Genomic DNA, 14424 nt, shown 5'->3' on the forward strand with positions numbered 1-14424 from the left:
GACGCAACCTCTACGTGACCCCATGGTCGTACATGCAGCAATTGACCGGACAAAGGCTTCCCATGAGTGAAGATGCACAAGATGTCGTACTGATCGTCGAAGACGACGAATCCATCATGTTTGTGTTGGGTGAATACCTGGCAGGCTTGGGTTATCGCGTGTTGAAGGCGATGGATGGGGAGCAGGCCTTCGAGATTCTGGCGACCAAGCCGCACCTGGACCTGATGGTGACGGACTACCGTCTGCCCGGCGGTATTTCCGGTGTGCAGATTGCCGAGCCTGCGATCAAGTTGCGTCCGGAATTGAAGGTCATCTTTATCAGCGGTTACCCGCAGGAAATCCTCGACTGCAACAGCCCGATCACGCGCAACGCGCCGATCCTGGCCAAGCCGTTTGACCTGGATACCCTGCAAGAGCATATCCAGCGTTTATTGGCCTGAACCCTCTCAGGGCTGCGTCGCAGCCCTAGCTTTGAATCATTTCACGTACTTTTGCCGTCAACAGATCAAACGTGAACGGCTTGGTGATCAGTTGCATGCCCGGGTCGAGAAAACCACCGCGCACCGCAGCATGTTCGGCATACCCGGTGATGAACAGTACTTTGAGCTGCGGTCGAAATTGCCGGCCGATTTCCGCCATCTGCCGGCCGTTCATGCCAGGCAGGCCAACATCGCTGATCAGCAGGTCAATGCGCTGCTCCGATTCGATGATCGGCAGGGCGCTGTCGGCATCTTGCGCCTCCACAAATCCATAACCCAACTCCTTGAGCACTGCGCTGACCAGCACGCGTACGGCCGGATCGTCTTCGACGATCAGCACGGTCTCTCCGGCGTTGGCAAACGGCAGCAACGCGGGGTCGATCGGCTCTGGAGCGATCATTTCGCCGACAAAGCGCGGCAGGAACAGGCTCACGGTAGTGCCCCGTCCCACTTCGCTGTGAATGGTGACGTGGCCGTGGGACTGGCGGGCGAACCCATAGATCATCGATAACCCAAGGCCTGTGCCCTGGCCGATAGGCTTGGTGGTGAAGAACGGGTCGAATACCCGACCAATAATGCCTTCCGGAATGCCGCAGCCATTGTCGCTGACGCTCAGCTCTACGTAGTCACCGGGGCTGAGTGTGCCGTAGGCGGCAGTAAAGACGCTGTCCAAATGACGATTGGTGGTTTCCACCACCAGCTTGCCGCCGCTGGGCATTGCATCACGGGCATTGAGCACCAGGTTGAGCAGGGCGCTTTCCAGTTGATTGGGGTCGACTTCGGCGGTCCAAAGCTGCTCGGCCAGGCGCATGTCCAGGGTGATGCTTTCGTTGATGCTGCGCTGTAACAGTTCGCCCATGGAACTGACCAACTGATTGATATTGACCGGCTTGGGGTCCAGCGACTGGCGGCGGGAAAACGCCAACAGGCGGTGCGTCAGGCCGGCCGCGCGGTTGGCGGACGTGACCCCCAGGTCGATCAGACTGTCGAGGTCGTCCAGCTTGCCACGGGATACGCGCCTTCGCAGCAGCTCAAGGCTGCCGATGATCCCGGTGAGCATATTGTTGAAATCGTGGGCAATGCCGCCGGTCAATTGGCCGACGGCTTCCATTTTCTGCGACTGGCGCAGGGCTTCTTCGTTGTTGCGCAGTTGTGCGGTGCGCTCCTCGACTTGCTGTTCGAGGGTTTCCAGGGTGCGGTGCAGGCGCGACTCGCTCTGGCTTAGTTCGATCAAGCGGTCGCGGGCCTCATATTGCCGGCGCCGACCGCGCAGGGCGGCGCTGACCAGGCTGATCAACGTGACCGGATGGAACGGCCGCTCCAGGAAGGTCACGTTGCCCAGCAGACCGCTGAGGTGCGATGAGCCATTTTGCTCGCTGCCGCCATGATGGGTCAGCAGCACGATGGGCATGTCCGACCACGCCGGCTGCTGGTGCAGGTACTCAAGCAAGGGCTCCAGATCGACACCGCGCAAGGCTTCAGCGGCGATGATGAGCAGGCCGGCGCCTTCTTCCAGCGCCTCGCACAACATCGGCAGGTGCGTGGCGACGACGCCGCTGTAGCCCGCCTCATTGAGCATCATCAGGGCCAGCGTGCTGTCGCGACCCACCGGCGCCAGGATGATCGCGCGTTCGGAGGCGCCAGGTAGTGTGGGCACTATCCCTCTTCCTTGAGCAGAGGGGAGCCGGCACCCATGTAGATGGGGATGCCGCGCAATACACCCTGGAAATTATCCAGGGGTTCGCCGACGGTCAGGCCGGTGTTGCCGATTCGGTATTCGCGAATCGTCGCCTCGTGGGTGCCGGTGCGTTTCTTGATAATCGAAATGGCGCGGCGAACCTTGCCCAATGCTTCGAAGTAACGCAACAGAATCACGGTGTCCGCCAAGTAGGTGATGTCGACCGGCGTCTGCATGTCGCCGACCAGGCCGTGCTGTGCAACGGTCATGAAGGTGGCCGCGCCGCGACGGTTAAGGTACAGCAGCAGCTCATGCATATGCAGGATCAATGCGTTCTCTTCCGGCATCGCCGCCTGGTAGCCGTTGATGCTGTCGATGACCACGGTTTTGATCCCGTGCTCATCGACGCACCGGCGCACCCGGTGGGAGAACTCTCCCGGGGTCAACTCGGCGGCGTCGACTTGTTCGATCATCAGGTTGCCGGTGGCTTGCAGGGCTTGGAGGTCGATGCCCATGTTGCGCATGCGTTCGAACAACAGCCCCAGCTCTTCATCGAAGATGAACAGCGCGGCCTTTTCGCCGCGCGCCACAGCGGCGGCGGCAAAAATCATCGAGATCAGCGACTTGCCGGTACCGGCCGGGCCGAGAATCAGGCTGCTGGAGCCGGTCTCTACGCCACCGCCCATCAGCGCGTCCATTTCCGGGATGCCGCTGCTCAAGGTTTGCCGTACGTAGCCACCGCGATGTTCTGCCGCCACGAGGCGCGGGAATACGTGGATGCCGCCCTGCATGATGGTGAAGTCATGAAAGCCGCCGCGATACTTCTGGCCGCGGTACTTGACGATCCGGACACGGCGGCGCTCGGCGCCGTAGTTAGGCGTCAACTCTTCCAGGCGGATCACACCGTGGGCCACGCTGTGTACGGTTTTATCCAGGGATTCGGTGGTCAGGTCGTCCAGCAGCAGGACGGTCGCGTCGTAGCGTACGAAGTAGTGTTTGATCGCCAGGATCTGCCGGCGGTAGCGCAAAGAGCTTTGCGCGAGCAGGCGGATTTCCGAAAGGCTGTCGATCACCACGCGGGTCGGTTTGACCCGCTCAACCACCTCGAAGATCTGCCGTGTGGCCTCACCCAGCTCAAGGTCCGAGGAGTACAGCAGGCTTTGCTGGTGCTCGGCGTTGAGCAGGCTTTCGGGCGGGGTCAACTCGAAGATATGGATGTTGTCATCCAAGTCCCAGCCATGGGATTTCGCACCCTGGCGCAGCTCGCGCTCGGTTTCTGACAAGGTGATGTACAGGGACCGCTCGCCGTCCTTCGCTCCGGCCTGGAGGAAGTGCAGCGCCACGGTGGTCTTGCCTGTTCCAGGTTCGCCTTCAAGCAGGAACAGGTGGCTACGCGATAGCCCGCCGCAAAGAATGTCATCAAGACCTTCGACGCCGGTAGCCGCCTTTTCACTGAGCAGTGCTGTGGATGTAGACAAGTAGTGCCCTCGATTCAGGTACAAGTAGAGGGGCATGCCTGTCACGGCATGCCATGTTTACTTGACCGTTGGGCGTTGTAGCGGTTCAACCGATTGATCAATTTGATGCGCCGGCGTGCCTATAGACCCTGCTGCAGGGCGGGGTCATCCGGGTTTTGCTGTTCAAGCTGCGCGAGTAAAACCTGGACGTTTTGCAGTTGGCCGCTTTCTTTCCAGTAATTGACCAGCAGCACCCTGGCCTTGCGATTGGCGGGGTGGCGCTGGACGATTTCTTCCAACTGGCGCTGCGCCGCTTCCAGCTCCTGCTGGTCGTGCAGGGTGGTGGCCAGGTCATAGCGGTAATCCTGATTGTCCGGCTCCAGTTCCACCGCCTTGGACAGGCCGAGCAAGGCATAGGGCCGCTCGCCATGGTGCAGCAGCCACATGCCCAGGGCGTGTTGCAGGTAGGCCGATTCGGGATGCGCAGCCAACTGGCGCGCCAGCAATTGGCGGGACTCTTCAGACTTGCCTTGCTTGTCCAGCAATTCGATTTGCGCGACGCCCGCCTGCAGGTTGTCAGGCTCCAGGCGCATGGCCTGCTCAAGCGCCTTTTGCGCATCCGGCAGCAGGGCGCTGTGGATGTACAGACGTGCCAGTTGAATCCAGCCTTCGGCGGTTTCGGGCTGGGCCTTGAGGTATTTCACGAATTCATCCAGCACCTGCTGTAACGGCCCGAAGTACAGGCCCAGGGTGTCGGGCGACAGGCCCAGCAACGCATTGGCCGCCGCAAACCGCACGTTTTGCTCGGGGTCATCGAGCACCGGGCCGAGCAGCAGGGTGCGCTGGCCACTGGGCACCAGCCCGACAATGCTGTGGATCGCCGCTTCGCGCACCCTTGGCGATTCGCTGCTGAGGTCTTTGTCGGCGAGCTTCAACGCTTGAGGACTGGGGTAGTTGGGCAACTCGGCGTGTAAGGCGGCGCGGCGTTCCTCGGACAGGTCCGGCCGTCCCAATTGCTGATACAGCACGCGGGCGGCGCCAGGCTCGCCATTGCGCGCCTGCTTCAAGGCTTTGGCGTAACCATGGGCGATGGCGGGAGGCACCGCCGCCGGGGTTGCGCGGGAAAAATACCAAGTGATCAGCACAATAAAAAACAGCGCGCACAGGCCGACGATGGCGTAACGGCGTGACTTTGACATGCAGGCGTCCGAAAGCTGGGGTAGCGGTTGCAAAGCCGTCAGCTTCTGTCAGACCACGGCAGGTGTCAAACCCGCATCACGCGAGCCCGCACTCCACCGGCGCCATGGCAGCTGGGAGGCTGTTTTAGCCCAGGGCGGCCAGGCTCTCGGGGGTTTGAATAGCTGGGTTTTACCGATGGAATTGGCCAAAGCAGTCAGCCATGTTGAAAGGTTTGACCATTGCTGCTGCACGGCGCTGAAGCGACTATTTCGCCCATACGCCCGTAACGGGCTCCATCGTTCAAGGAAACAATCATGCAGATTGAAAACAAGTTTTTTCTAGTCAGCGGCGCAGCATCGGGCCTCGGTGCGGCCACCGCTGAGATGCTGATCGCCGCGGGTGCCAAGGTCATGCTGGTGGACCTGAACGCCGATGCGGTGGCGGCCAAGGCTCGGCAGCTCGGTGATAACGCGCGCAGTGCAGTCGCGGATATCAGCCAGGAGGCGGCCGCTGAAGCGGCGGTGCACGCCACTGTTGCGGCGTTTGGCGGCCTGCATGGGCTGGTCAACTGCGCAGGCGTGGTCCGTGGCGAGAAAATCCTCGGCAAGAGCGGCCCCCACGGGCTGGCGAGTTTTGCCCAGGTGATCAACGTCAACCTGATCGGCAGCTTCAACCTGTTGCGCCTGGCGGCTGCGGCCATTGCCGAAACCGAAGCGAATGCCGATGGCGAGCGGGGTGTGATCATCAACACCGCTTCGGTGGCGGCATTTGACGGTCAGATCGGCCAAGCGGCGTATGCCGCGTCCAAAGGCGCGATCGCCAGCCTGACCCTACCGGCCGCGCGTGAGCTGGCGCGCTTCGGTATTCGGGTGATGACCATCGCCCCTGGTATCTTCGAAACCCCGATGATGGCCGGCATGACCCCGCAGGTGCGCGATTCGCTCGCCGCCGGTGTGCCGTTCCCGCCACGCCTGGGCAAGCCGGCCGAATATGCCGCGCTGGTGCGGCATATCATTGAAAACAGCATGCTTAACGGCGAGGTGATCCGTCTCGACGGCGCCTTGCGCATGGCGGCCAAGTAAGGAGCATTACCCATGAACGATCCCATCGTTATCGTCAGCGCCGTGCGCACGCCCATGGGCGGTTTCCAGGGCGACCTTAAAAGTTTGACCGCGCCGCAATTGGGCGCTGCCGCGATTCGTGGCGCGCTCGAGCGTGCCGGTATCGCCCCCGACGCCGTGGATGAAGTGCTGTTCGGTTGCGTACTGCCCGCCGGCCTGGGCCAGGCGCCCGCCCGGCAAGCGGCGTTGGGTGCCGGCCTGGACAAGTCGACCCGTTGCACCACGCTCAACAAAATGTGCGGCTCGGGCATGGAGGCCGCAATCCTGGCCCATGATTCACTGCTGGCCGGCAGCGTCGATGTGGTGATCGCCGGCGGTATGGAGAGCATGTCCAACGCACCGTACCTGCTGGATCGCGCCCGTGGCGGTTACCGCATGGGCCACGGTCGCGTGCTCGACCATATGTTCCTCGACGGCCTGGAAGATGCCTACGACAAAGGCCGCCTGATGGGCACCTTCGCCGAAGACTGCGCCTCGCATAACGGCTTTACCCGTGAGGCCCAGGACGCGTTCGCCATCACTTCCCTGACCCGTGCCCAGGAGGCGATCACCCATGGTCACTTTGCCGCCGAGATCGTCCCGGTGCAGGTCACGGTGGGCAAAGAGCAGATAACCGTCCTGCACGATGAGCAACCGCCCAAGGCCCGGCTGGACAAGATTCCCAGCCTGAAACCGGCGTTCCGTGAAGGCGGTACGGTGACGGCGGCCAACTCCAGTTCGATTTCCGACGGTGCGGCCGCGTTGCTGCTGATGCGCGAATCCGAGGCGCTTAAGCGAGGACTCAAGCCGTTGGCGATCATCCACGGGCATGCGGCGTTTGCCGACGAGCCGGGTCTGTTCCCTGTGGCACCGGTGGGTGCCATTCGCAAGCTGATGAGCAAAACCGGCTGGAACCTGGCCGACGTCGACCTGTTCGAGATCAACGAAGCCTTTGCCGTGGTCAGTCTGGTGACCATGGGCAAGCTCGAGATCCCCCATGCCAAGGTCAATGTGCACGGCGGAGCCTGCGCTTTGGGCCATCCGATTGGCGCCTCGGGCGCGAGGATCCTGGTGACGCTGCTCTCGGCGTTACGCCAGAAAGGCCTCCAGCGCGGGGTCGCCGCCATCTGCATCGGCGGCGGTGAAGCCACGGCCATGGCCGTTGAATGCGTGTATTAAGGACTGTCGACCATGCTGCCAAATGACGAACAACTGCAGATCAGCGACGCCGCCCGGCAATTTGCCCAAGAGCGCCTGAAACCCTTCGCGGCAGAGTGGGACCGCGAGCACCGTTTCCCCAGGGAGGCCATCGGCGAAATGGCTGAGCTGGGCTTTTTCGGCATGCTGGTGCCGGAGCAGTGGGGCGGCTGCGACACGGGTTACCTGGCCTACGCCATGGCGCTGGAAGAGATTGCCGCCGGTGATGGCGCCTGCTCGACCATCATGAGCGTGCACAATTCGGTGGGGTGCGTGCCGATCCTGACCTTCGGTAATGAGCAACAGAAAGCCCAATTCCTCACACCCCTGGCCAGCGGCGCCATGCTCGGCGCCTTTGCGCTGACCGAGCCCCAGGCCGGTTCCGATGCCAGCAGCCTGAAAACCCGTGCGCGCCTGGATGGCGACCACTATGTGCTGAACGGCTGCAAACAGTTCATCACTTCCGGGCAAAACGCCGGGGTCGTGATTGTGTTTGCCGTTACCGACCCGGCCGCGGGCAAACGCGGGATCAGCGCGTTTATCGTGCCCACCGACTCACCGGGCTACAGCGTGGCGCGGGTCGAGGACAAGCTCGGCCAGCACGCCTCGGATACCTGCCAGATCCTGTTTGAAGACGTGAAAGTCCCGGTGGCCAATCGTTTGGGCGAAGAGGGTGAAGGGTACAAGATCGCCCTGGCCAACCTCGAAGGCGGCCGTGTGGGTATCGCCTCGCAAGCGGTGGGCATGGCGCGCGCTGCCTTTGAAGCCGCGCGCGACTATGCCCGCGAGCGCGAAACCTTCGGCAAGGCGCTGGTGGAGCATCAGGCGGTCGCATTTCGTTTGGCCGATATGGCCACGCAAATCGCCGTGGCCCGCCAGATGGTGCACTACGCCGCCGCCCTGCGCGACAGCGGCAAGCCCGCGCTGGTTGAAGCGTCCATGGCCAAGCTGTTCGCCTCGGAAATGGCCGAGAAAGTCTGTTCGGCCGCCTTGCAAACCTTGGGTGGTTACGGTTATCTGAGCGACTTTCCCCTGGAGCGGATCTATCGCGATGTGCGGGTCTGCCAGATTTACGAAGGCACCAGCGATATTCAGCGCATGGTCATCTCACGCAATCTATAAGGAGCCGATACATGAGTTATGAAACCATCTTGCTCGAAGTCCAGGACCGTGTTGGGTTGATTACCCTGAATCGTCCGCAAGCCCTCAATGCCTTGAACGCGCAACTGGTCAGCGAGCTGAACCAGGCGCTGGACGACCTGGAAGCCAATCCGCAGATCGGCTGTATCGTGCTGACCGGCTCGAAGAAAGCCTTTGCCGCCGGCGCCGACATCAAGGAAATGGCCGAACTGACCTACCCGCAGATCTACCTTGACGACCTGTTCAGCGACAGCGACCGCGTGGCCAACCGCCGCAAGCCGATCATTGCCGCAGTGAACGGGTTTGCCTTGGGTGGCGGCTGCGAACTGGCGTTGATGTGCGACTTTATCCTGGCCGGCGACGGGGCCAAGTTCGGCCAGCCGGAAATCAACCTCGGCGTATTGCCCGGGATGGGCGGTACCCAGCGTTTAACCCGTGCGGTGGGCAAGGCCAAGGCCATGGAAATGTGCCTGACCGGGCGGTTTATCGATGCGGTTGAAGCCGAGCGCTGTGGCATCGTCGCGCGTATCGTGCCGGCCGATGAGCTGTTGGAAGAAGCACTGAAGGTCGCCAGTCTGATCGCCGGCAAATCGGTGCCGATCAGCATGATGGTCAAGGAAAGCGTTAACCGTGCCTTTGAAGTGAGCCTGTCTGAAGGCGTGCGCTTTGAGCGCCGGGTGTTCCATGCCGCGTTTGCGACGCAGGATCAGAAAGAAGGCATGGCCGCGTTCGTGGCCAAGCGTGCGCCGGCGTTCAAAGACCGGTAAACCGGCTTACTGATACCGCCGACCAACTGTGGGAGCCAATGCGCTCCCACAGTTGTTTGTGGGGGGCGGTCAGAGTTGGTAGTTTTTCAGTTCGCGGGCAATCACCATTCGCTGAATCTCGCTGGTGCCTTCGTAGATCTGCGTGATCCGCGCATCCCGGTAGTAACGCTCCACCGGATAATCTTCCAGGTACCCATACCCGCCATGAATCTGCATGGCTTGGGAGCAGACCTTCTCGGCCATCTCCGAGGCGAACAGCTTGGCTTGGGATGCCTCCGACAGACACGGCTTGCCGGCACTGCGCAGGCGCGCTGCGTGGAGGATCAGTAAGCGGGCGGCGTTCAAGCGGGTTTGCATGTCCGCCAGCAGGTTGGCCACGCTTTGATGCTCGATGATCGCCTTGTCGAATTGCACACGGTCACGGGCGTAGGCCAGCGCCGCTTCAAACGCCGCACGGGCGATACCCAGGGCTTGGGCGGCAATGCCAATGCGGCCGCCTTCGAGATTGGACAGCGCAATTGCCAGGCCTTTGCCGCGCTCGCCCAACAGGTTGGCTTCGGGAACCGTGCACTGGTTAAGGGTGACGGCGCAGGTGTCTGAGGCGCGAATGCCCATTTTGTGTTCAGTACGGTCCACCACAAAACCTGGGGTTTGGGTGGGTACGAGGAACGCGGAAATGCCTTTCTTGCCCAGATCCGGATCGGTCACCGCAAATACAATCGCGAGCTTGGCACGCTTGCCGTTGCTGACAAATTGCTTGGCGCCATTGATCACCCACTGGCCGTCCCGCAGCTCTGCACGGGTGCGCAGGTTGTGGGCTTCGGAACCGGCCTGGGGCTCGGTGAGGCAGAAGCAGCCGATTGCCTGGCCACTGGCAAGGTCCGCCAGCCAGGTTTGCTTCTGTTCTGTTGTGCCGTAGTTGAGGATTGGCCCGCAACCCACTGAATTATGGATACTCATCAGCGCACCCGTGGCGCCGTCACCGGCAGATATCTCTTCCACCGCCAGGGCGTAGGCGACGTAATCAACATAGGTCCCGCCCCATTCTTCCGGTACCACCATGCCCAGCAGCCCCAGTTCGCCCATCTTCGCCACCAGGGCGTCGTCGATCCAACCGGCTTTTTCCCAGGCCTGGGCGTAAGGGGCGATTTCACCGCGGGCGAAGTCGCGCGCCATGTCGCGAATCATCACTTGTTCTTCAGTATATTCAATATCTTGCATGACTTATCTCACAACCTGCGCGAAGTTCTGGAAGAAGCTTTCCACATGGGCGACTGCCAACCCGTGCAGGGTGGGCGGGTTCCAGCGGGGGCTTTTGTCTTTGTCGATGATCAGCGCACGCACGCCTTCGATCAGGTCGCCGCGTTCGAACCATTGACGATCCAGGTGCAGCTCAAGAGCAAAACACTGCTCCAACGGCAGGCGACGACCACGCCGCAGCATGTGCAGGGTGACGGCCATGGCCAGGGGCGAGCGGGTCTGCATCAGGTGGGCGGTGTTAAGCGCCCATTCATGGCTGTCGGCCACGGTGACCGCCTGCAACTGCTCGACGATGCTCGGGATATCCGGCAGGGCGAAGAAGTGGTCGATCGCCGGACGCAAGGCGGCCAGCGGCGGTTCGGGCAATTGCTGTACGCCAATCTTGGCGAGCATGCTTTGCAGGTCTTTGAGCGGGGAGCCGTGCCATCTGAGGTTATCGAGCCGTTGGTCCAGATCGGTCAGTTTGGCGCTCTCGAGGTACCAGTCGGCCAAACCGCAATACAGCGCGTCGGCGGCGCGGATTTGCACGCCGGTCACGCCCAGGTAAATCCCCAGCTCCCCAGGAATGCGCGGCAGAAAGTAGCTGCCGCCCACGTCGGGGAAGTAACCGATGGCCACTTCCGGCATGGCCAGGCGGCTGCGTTCGGTGACCACCCGCAGATCCGCGCCTTGCACCAGCCCCATGCCGCCGCCCAGGACAAACCCGTCCATGAGGGCCAGCACCGGCTTGGGATAATGGTGAATGGCGAGGTCGAGCGCATATTCCTCGACAAAGAAGTCTTCGTGGAGCGTGTCGCCAGCCTTGAAACTGTCATACAGCGAGCGAATATCACCGCCGGCACAGAACGCTTTCTCACCGGCGCCGCGCAGGACCACGGCGTACACCGTGGGGTCGTCCGACCACGCCTGCAATTGTTGGGTCAGGCGACGGACCATGTTCAGGGTGATGGCGTTCAGACCGGCGGGGCGATTGAGGGTCAGGTGCCCGATATGGTTGCGAACGTCGGCCAGAATCTCTTCCTGGGGCGACTCGGCATGGCTTGCTTCGGATGGAGCCTGAGCTGTCATCGATAACTCCCTGCTTTTATTGTTCTTTATCAAGATGTTCGCGGACGAACCATCTCACGATCGTAGCAGTGCAAATTTGCCCAGTACAACCCGGAATCATGCAGGTCGTTGTTGCATTTATGCAGGGGGGCAGGGGCGGCCTCAAGGCACCCGGCTTGCCAGCACTTCACCGATGCTGCGGCGGCGTGCATGGGTCTCGGCGGCGTGAATCAACTGTTCGAGTTCCGTGGGGGCCACGTCGTAAAACTGCTCCATCTCGGCCAATGCCAACTTCAGGTCGGCGGCCGTCACGGCGGGATCTCGAGCCGCATTGCGGTGGTTCAAAAAGGGCGCCGGCGTCTCAGCGGCACCTTTGGGGTAGCGAGTGCGCGTGGCATTGTTGTAAGCCAGTGCGCAACTGAGCAAGGTGCCGGCCCCCAGCAGCACCGCGCCCAACTCGTACCAACCCAGGGCGGCCGAGGCGGGGTCGGTCAACACCAGGGTCATGGCCAGCCCTCCGGCCGGTGGGTGCAAGCATCGCAGCCAGCACATCAGCACGACCGACATGCCCGCCGCCAGGCAGGCCGCGCCCAGGGTGCGCCCGAGGACCCGCGCCACCAGCAGGGCGACGACGCCTGCGCACAGGTAACTGCCGATGATCGACCAGGGTTGTGCCAGGGCACCCGATGACACCGCGAACAACAACACGGCAGAAGCGCCCAGCGGGCCGAGCAGGTGCAGTGCCACCTCCATGCCGAACACCTGCGCGCAGAGCCAGATACTTAACAGCGTGCCCAGGGCCATGCCAATGGCAGCACGGCTCCATTCGGTTGGGCGGGTATTGATAGCAGCGGGTAACCAGCGAGCGAGCATCGAAAGGACATCCATAAACGGCAGGCAAAAAAAAGGCTTGTCTGGTTACCCGGAAAAGCCTTGTGAAGGTTCCTGCATTTGGGGGAGGAACTCGCGCAGTGTGCCGTGGCGGATAAAGCTGCGCCAATGCATATTAATGCGGATTAAATACAAAAAAACTGAATTTAAAGAGTGTCAAATGACAGTGAACACAGAGCGCAGGGCATAGGTGCGTCGCGTTTGCCCAGCACACGGTTCTCGGTTTCCTGGTTGAACACATGCCGGCGCAGGTTTTCCTGCACCCCGGGTTCGCTGGCCAACGGCCCTTTGAGCGCAACCAGCGCATTGCGTAGCGTCATCAGGCGATCCAGCGGTGGAATCGCGAGATAGCCTATGTGCACTTCATCGTGGCCCTGGGGATTTTCAGTATCAGGCGAAACATCTTTTGGCACGGCATTGTCCTCTCGCGAAGTGAGCCGCAGTGGTCGCTGCGGTTCGTAGCGTCCTTGTTGTTATCCATGGCCCGTGGCGGTAATTGCTTACCACACCGGCCATCGAGTTTACAGTCGTGCTTCGCGCACGGAAAAGTGAAATGACCTCAGCCCTTACGCATAGCTGCGTAGGAGTTTTCGGTACCCAGGACTCCAGGTTATGGACTTTTAACCAGGTGCAGCAGTACATAGGGGTTTTTGTCGAATTCGCCCGTCAGGGTCGGCTTAATCGAGGCAAAACGCGGGTCCTTCAATGCCTCGAAGTCCGCCTGGCTCATCACCAGCCAGGCGGGGCCCTGCAGCGGCGTCAGGTCGGAGGCCTGTTGGGTGAACAAGGGCACGTGGTCGCAGTCGAGGTTGACCATGTACTTGATGGCCTTGGCGTCTTTACCCAGCCCGTGCAAAACCACCGGCGCCCGCTGCTGCATGACCTCCTCGTGAACGCGCAGCGTAAAGGTACGAGTGTCGTAGAGGCTGCGCTCCAGCGGTTCGACCACCAGGATATAGGTGACCCACACCGCCAGCACCGCTGCTAATGCGGGACCAACCGAGCGCCACCGAGGCATGAACAACGCCAGCAGTACCAGGCCCTGCAGCAGTCCAAGTACACCAAACACCAGGCCCAACTGGTTTAACTGCTCGGGGTAGCGGGGGCGGGCGAGCAACAGCGCGGCGATCAGCAAGACCGGCAGCAGCGCCCACAGGCCCAGCATCAAACCCCGCAGCCAGGCAAACATTCGCCCCTGAACCACCTGGAAGGGGTATGCCGCAATGATCGCTGCCATGGGCAGCATCGGCAGCACATAGCGCGCTTTTTTTGCCTGGGGGATCGACAGGCCGAGCATCACCAGTACGCCAGCCGCGGCGCAATACAGCACCAGTTGCAAGGCCGGGTCCGGCGTGCGCCGCCCACCCAGGGCGATAGCCAACAGCACCATCAGCGCGATGGGGTAGGCGAGTGCGTAATTGCCCAGCGAGCTGGTGAAGTAGTACAGCACGCCACTGGAGCCTTCGCTGCCGTCCATGCGGCCGAGGAACTGCATGCGGATCACGTCCTGCATGAAGCTCTCGCCGCCACTGAGCTTGGCCATCAGCAGCAACAGGCCGACACTGGCGATCAACAACGCCAGGGCCAGCAGACCGACGCTCAATAACGGGCGCCACTGGCGATTGATCAGGTAATAACTGCACAGTACGCCGGTCGGCACAACCAGGCCGATCGGCCCACGAATCGCAAACCCTGCGATCAGCAGCAGGTACACCCAGTGCAGGCGCTTGGCCGCGCCAAAGTGATCATGGGCGTAACCCAGGTAGAACACCGCCAGGGTGATGGCAGCGAGCATCTGGTCCAGGGACACCGCACGGGTTTCGCTGATAAAAGTGCTGCTCAGCAACAGCGTGGCAATGCTCAACACGCCCCAGCGCTGGGAGTAGGGCGCTGTCAGGCGATACACAAGGATGACGATAGTGGCTGAAGCTATCGCCGTCGGCAGCCAGGCCGTCAGGCTGGTGACCTGGCCCAGCGGCATCGAGAGCAGCCAGGTCAGCAGCGTCGAGGTGGCCAGGTAATCGGCATAGGGCTGGCCATAGGTGGTGGGGAAAAAGCTCGGCCCATGGCGCAGCATCTCCTGTGCAAACACCACGAAGCGCGAGTCGAAACCGATAATCGCCTGGTGCCAGTTGCCGGCAATGAAAAGCAACAAGGCCAGCAATCCCAGGGCAAGGGATTGCTGGCGGATCGTGGCGCTAGGCAGGGGCGTGTGGACCTTGTTCACGT

Annotated in this window: 13 protein-coding genes; 5 read left to right on the top strand and 8 right to left on the bottom strand. The window is 61.7% G+C overall.

All coding sequences use genetic code 11. The annotated features are described in order from the left end of the window. Positions 1-62: 62 nt before the first annotated feature. Positions 63-440 carry a response regulator gene (locus tag KZX66_RS16050; protein ID WP_248081066.1) on the top strand — a complete coding sequence of 126 codons (378 nt, stop codon included), beginning with the start codon at positions 63-65 and terminating at the stop codon, positions 438-440. A 25-nt stretch (positions 441-465) separates the two neighbouring features. Here KZX66_RS16050 and KZX66_RS16055 read toward each other — a convergent pair whose 3' ends face one another. The 3 genes from KZX66_RS16055 to KZX66_RS16065 all read right to left on the bottom strand — a co-directional run bounded on the left by KZX66_RS16055 (position 466) and on the right by KZX66_RS16065 (position 4813). Then, positions 466-2061 carry an ATP-binding protein gene (locus tag KZX66_RS16055; RefSeq protein ID WP_248081142.1) on the bottom strand — a complete coding sequence of 532 codons (1596 nt, stop codon included), beginning with the start codon at positions 2059-2061 and terminating at the stop codon, positions 466-468. Positions 2062-2135: 74 nt separating this feature from the next. Continuing rightward, positions 2136-3635, bottom strand: coding sequence for an ATPase domain-containing protein (locus KZX66_RS16060; RefSeq protein ID WP_248081068.1), 1500 nt, complete (start codon positions 3633-3635; stop codon positions 2136-2138). 119 nt (positions 3636-3754) lie between these two features. Next, positions 3755-4813 carry a HEAT repeat domain-containing protein gene (locus tag KZX66_RS16065; protein ID WP_248081070.1) on the bottom strand — a complete coding sequence of 353 codons (1059 nt, stop codon included), beginning with the start codon at positions 4811-4813 and terminating at the stop codon, positions 3755-3757. Positions 4814-5107: 294 nt separating this feature from the next. Here KZX66_RS16065 and KZX66_RS16070 point away from each other — a divergent pair, with 294 nt between their 5' ends. The 4 genes from KZX66_RS16070 to KZX66_RS16085 are packed head-to-tail and all read left to right on the top strand — an operon-like array spanning position 5108 to position 8997. Continuing rightward, on the top strand, positions 5108-5875 hold the full coding sequence (locus KZX66_RS16070; protein WP_248081073.1) for an SDR family NAD(P)-dependent oxidoreductase: 768 nt from the start codon (positions 5108-5110) through the stop codon (positions 5873-5875). A 12-nt stretch (positions 5876-5887) separates the two neighbouring features. Next, positions 5888-7072, top strand: a complete 1185-nt coding sequence (locus KZX66_RS16075; RefSeq protein WP_248081075.1) for an acetyl-CoA C-acyltransferase — start codon at positions 5888-5890, stop codon at positions 7070-7072. 12 nt (positions 7073-7084) lie between these two features. After that, entirely contained in the window at positions 7085-8212 is a 1128-nt protein-coding gene (locus KZX66_RS16080) for an acyl-CoA dehydrogenase family protein (RefSeq protein ID WP_248081076.1), read from the top strand. Positions 8213-8223: 11 nt separating this feature from the next. After that, positions 8224-8997 (top strand): enoyl-CoA hydratase, encoded by a 774-nt coding sequence (locus tag KZX66_RS16085; protein WP_248081078.1) that lies wholly within the window; start codon positions 8224-8226, stop codon positions 8995-8997. A 69-nt stretch (positions 8998-9066) separates the two neighbouring features. On the opposite strand, the gene KZX66_RS16090 is transcribed toward KZX66_RS16085, so the two are convergent. The 5 genes from KZX66_RS16090 to KZX66_RS16110 all read right to left on the bottom strand — a co-directional run bounded on the left by KZX66_RS16090 (position 9067) and on the right by KZX66_RS16110 (position 14422). Beyond that, on the bottom strand, positions 9067-10218 hold the full coding sequence (locus KZX66_RS16090) for an acyl-CoA dehydrogenase family protein (protein ID WP_248081080.1): 1152 nt from the start codon (positions 10216-10218) through the stop codon (positions 9067-9069). A gap of 3 nt (positions 10219-10221) precedes the next feature. Continuing rightward, positions 10222-11325 carry an enoyl-CoA hydratase/isomerase family protein gene (locus KZX66_RS16095; protein WP_248081082.1) on the bottom strand — a complete coding sequence of 368 codons (1104 nt, stop codon included), beginning with the start codon at positions 11323-11325 and terminating at the stop codon, positions 10222-10224. 141 nt (positions 11326-11466) lie between these two features. Then, positions 11467-12177 carry an HPP family protein gene (locus KZX66_RS16100; protein ID WP_248081084.1) on the bottom strand — a complete coding sequence of 237 codons (711 nt, stop codon included), beginning with the start codon at positions 12175-12177 and terminating at the stop codon, positions 11467-11469. 164 nt (positions 12178-12341) lie between these two features. Further along, positions 12342-12515 (bottom strand): hypothetical protein, encoded by a 174-nt coding sequence (locus tag KZX66_RS16105; RefSeq protein WP_248081086.1) that lies wholly within the window; start codon positions 12513-12515, stop codon positions 12342-12344. Between the two features lie 290 nt (positions 12516-12805). Beyond that, positions 12806-14422: a glycosyltransferase gene (locus KZX66_RS16110; protein WP_248081087.1), complete on the bottom strand. Its 1617-nt coding sequence runs from the start codon at positions 14420-14422 to the stop codon at positions 12806-12808. Positions 14423-14424: the final 2 nt, after the last annotated feature.

Origin of the sequence: Pseudomonas sp. EYE_354 (assembly GCF_023148575.1) — a bacterium.
In the GTDB taxonomy this organism is placed as follows: Bacteria; Pseudomonadota; Gammaproteobacteria; order Pseudomonadales; family Pseudomonadaceae; genus Aquipseudomonas.

What these genes read in the sequence shown, in the direction of transcription:
- KZX66_RS16050 (WP_248081066.1), top strand. Translation starts at nt 63, where the DNA reads ATGAGTGAAGATGCACAAGATGTCGTACTGATCGTCGAAGACGACGAA.
- KZX66_RS16055 (WP_248081142.1), bottom strand. Translation starts at nt 2,061, where the DNA reads ATGATGCTCAATGAGGCGGGCTACAGCGGCGTCGTCGCCACGCACCTG.
- KZX66_RS16065 (WP_248081070.1), bottom strand. Translation starts at nt 4,813, where the DNA reads ATGTCAAAGTCACGCCGTTACGCCATCGTCGGCCTGTGCGCGCTGTTT.
- KZX66_RS16070 (WP_248081073.1), top strand. Translation starts at nt 5,108, where the DNA reads ATGCAGATTGAAAACAAGTTTTTTCTAGTCAGCGGCGCAGCATCGGGC.
- KZX66_RS16075 (WP_248081075.1), top strand. Translation starts at nt 5,888, where the DNA reads ATGAACGATCCCATCGTTATCGTCAGCGCCGTGCGCACGCCCATGGGC.
- KZX66_RS16080 (WP_248081076.1), top strand. Translation starts at nt 7,085, where the DNA reads ATGCTGCCAAATGACGAACAACTGCAGATCAGCGACGCCGCCCGGCAA.
- KZX66_RS16085 (WP_248081078.1), top strand. Translation starts at nt 8,224, where the DNA reads ATGAGTTATGAAACCATCTTGCTCGAAGTCCAGGACCGTGTTGGGTTG.
- KZX66_RS16090 (WP_248081080.1), bottom strand. Translation starts at nt 10,218, where the DNA reads ATGCAAGATATTGAATATACTGAAGAACAAGTGATGATTCGCGACATG.
- KZX66_RS16095 (WP_248081082.1), bottom strand. Translation starts at nt 11,325, where the DNA reads ATGACAGCTCAGGCTCCATCCGAAGCAAGCCATGCCGAGTCGCCCCAG.
- KZX66_RS16100 (WP_248081084.1), bottom strand. Translation starts at nt 12,177, where the DNA reads ATGCTCGCTCGCTGGTTACCCGCTGCTATCAATACCCGCCCAACCGAA.
- KZX66_RS16105 (WP_248081086.1), bottom strand. Translation starts at nt 12,515, where the DNA reads ATGACGCTACGCAATGCGCTGGTTGCGCTCAAAGGGCCGTTGGCCAGC.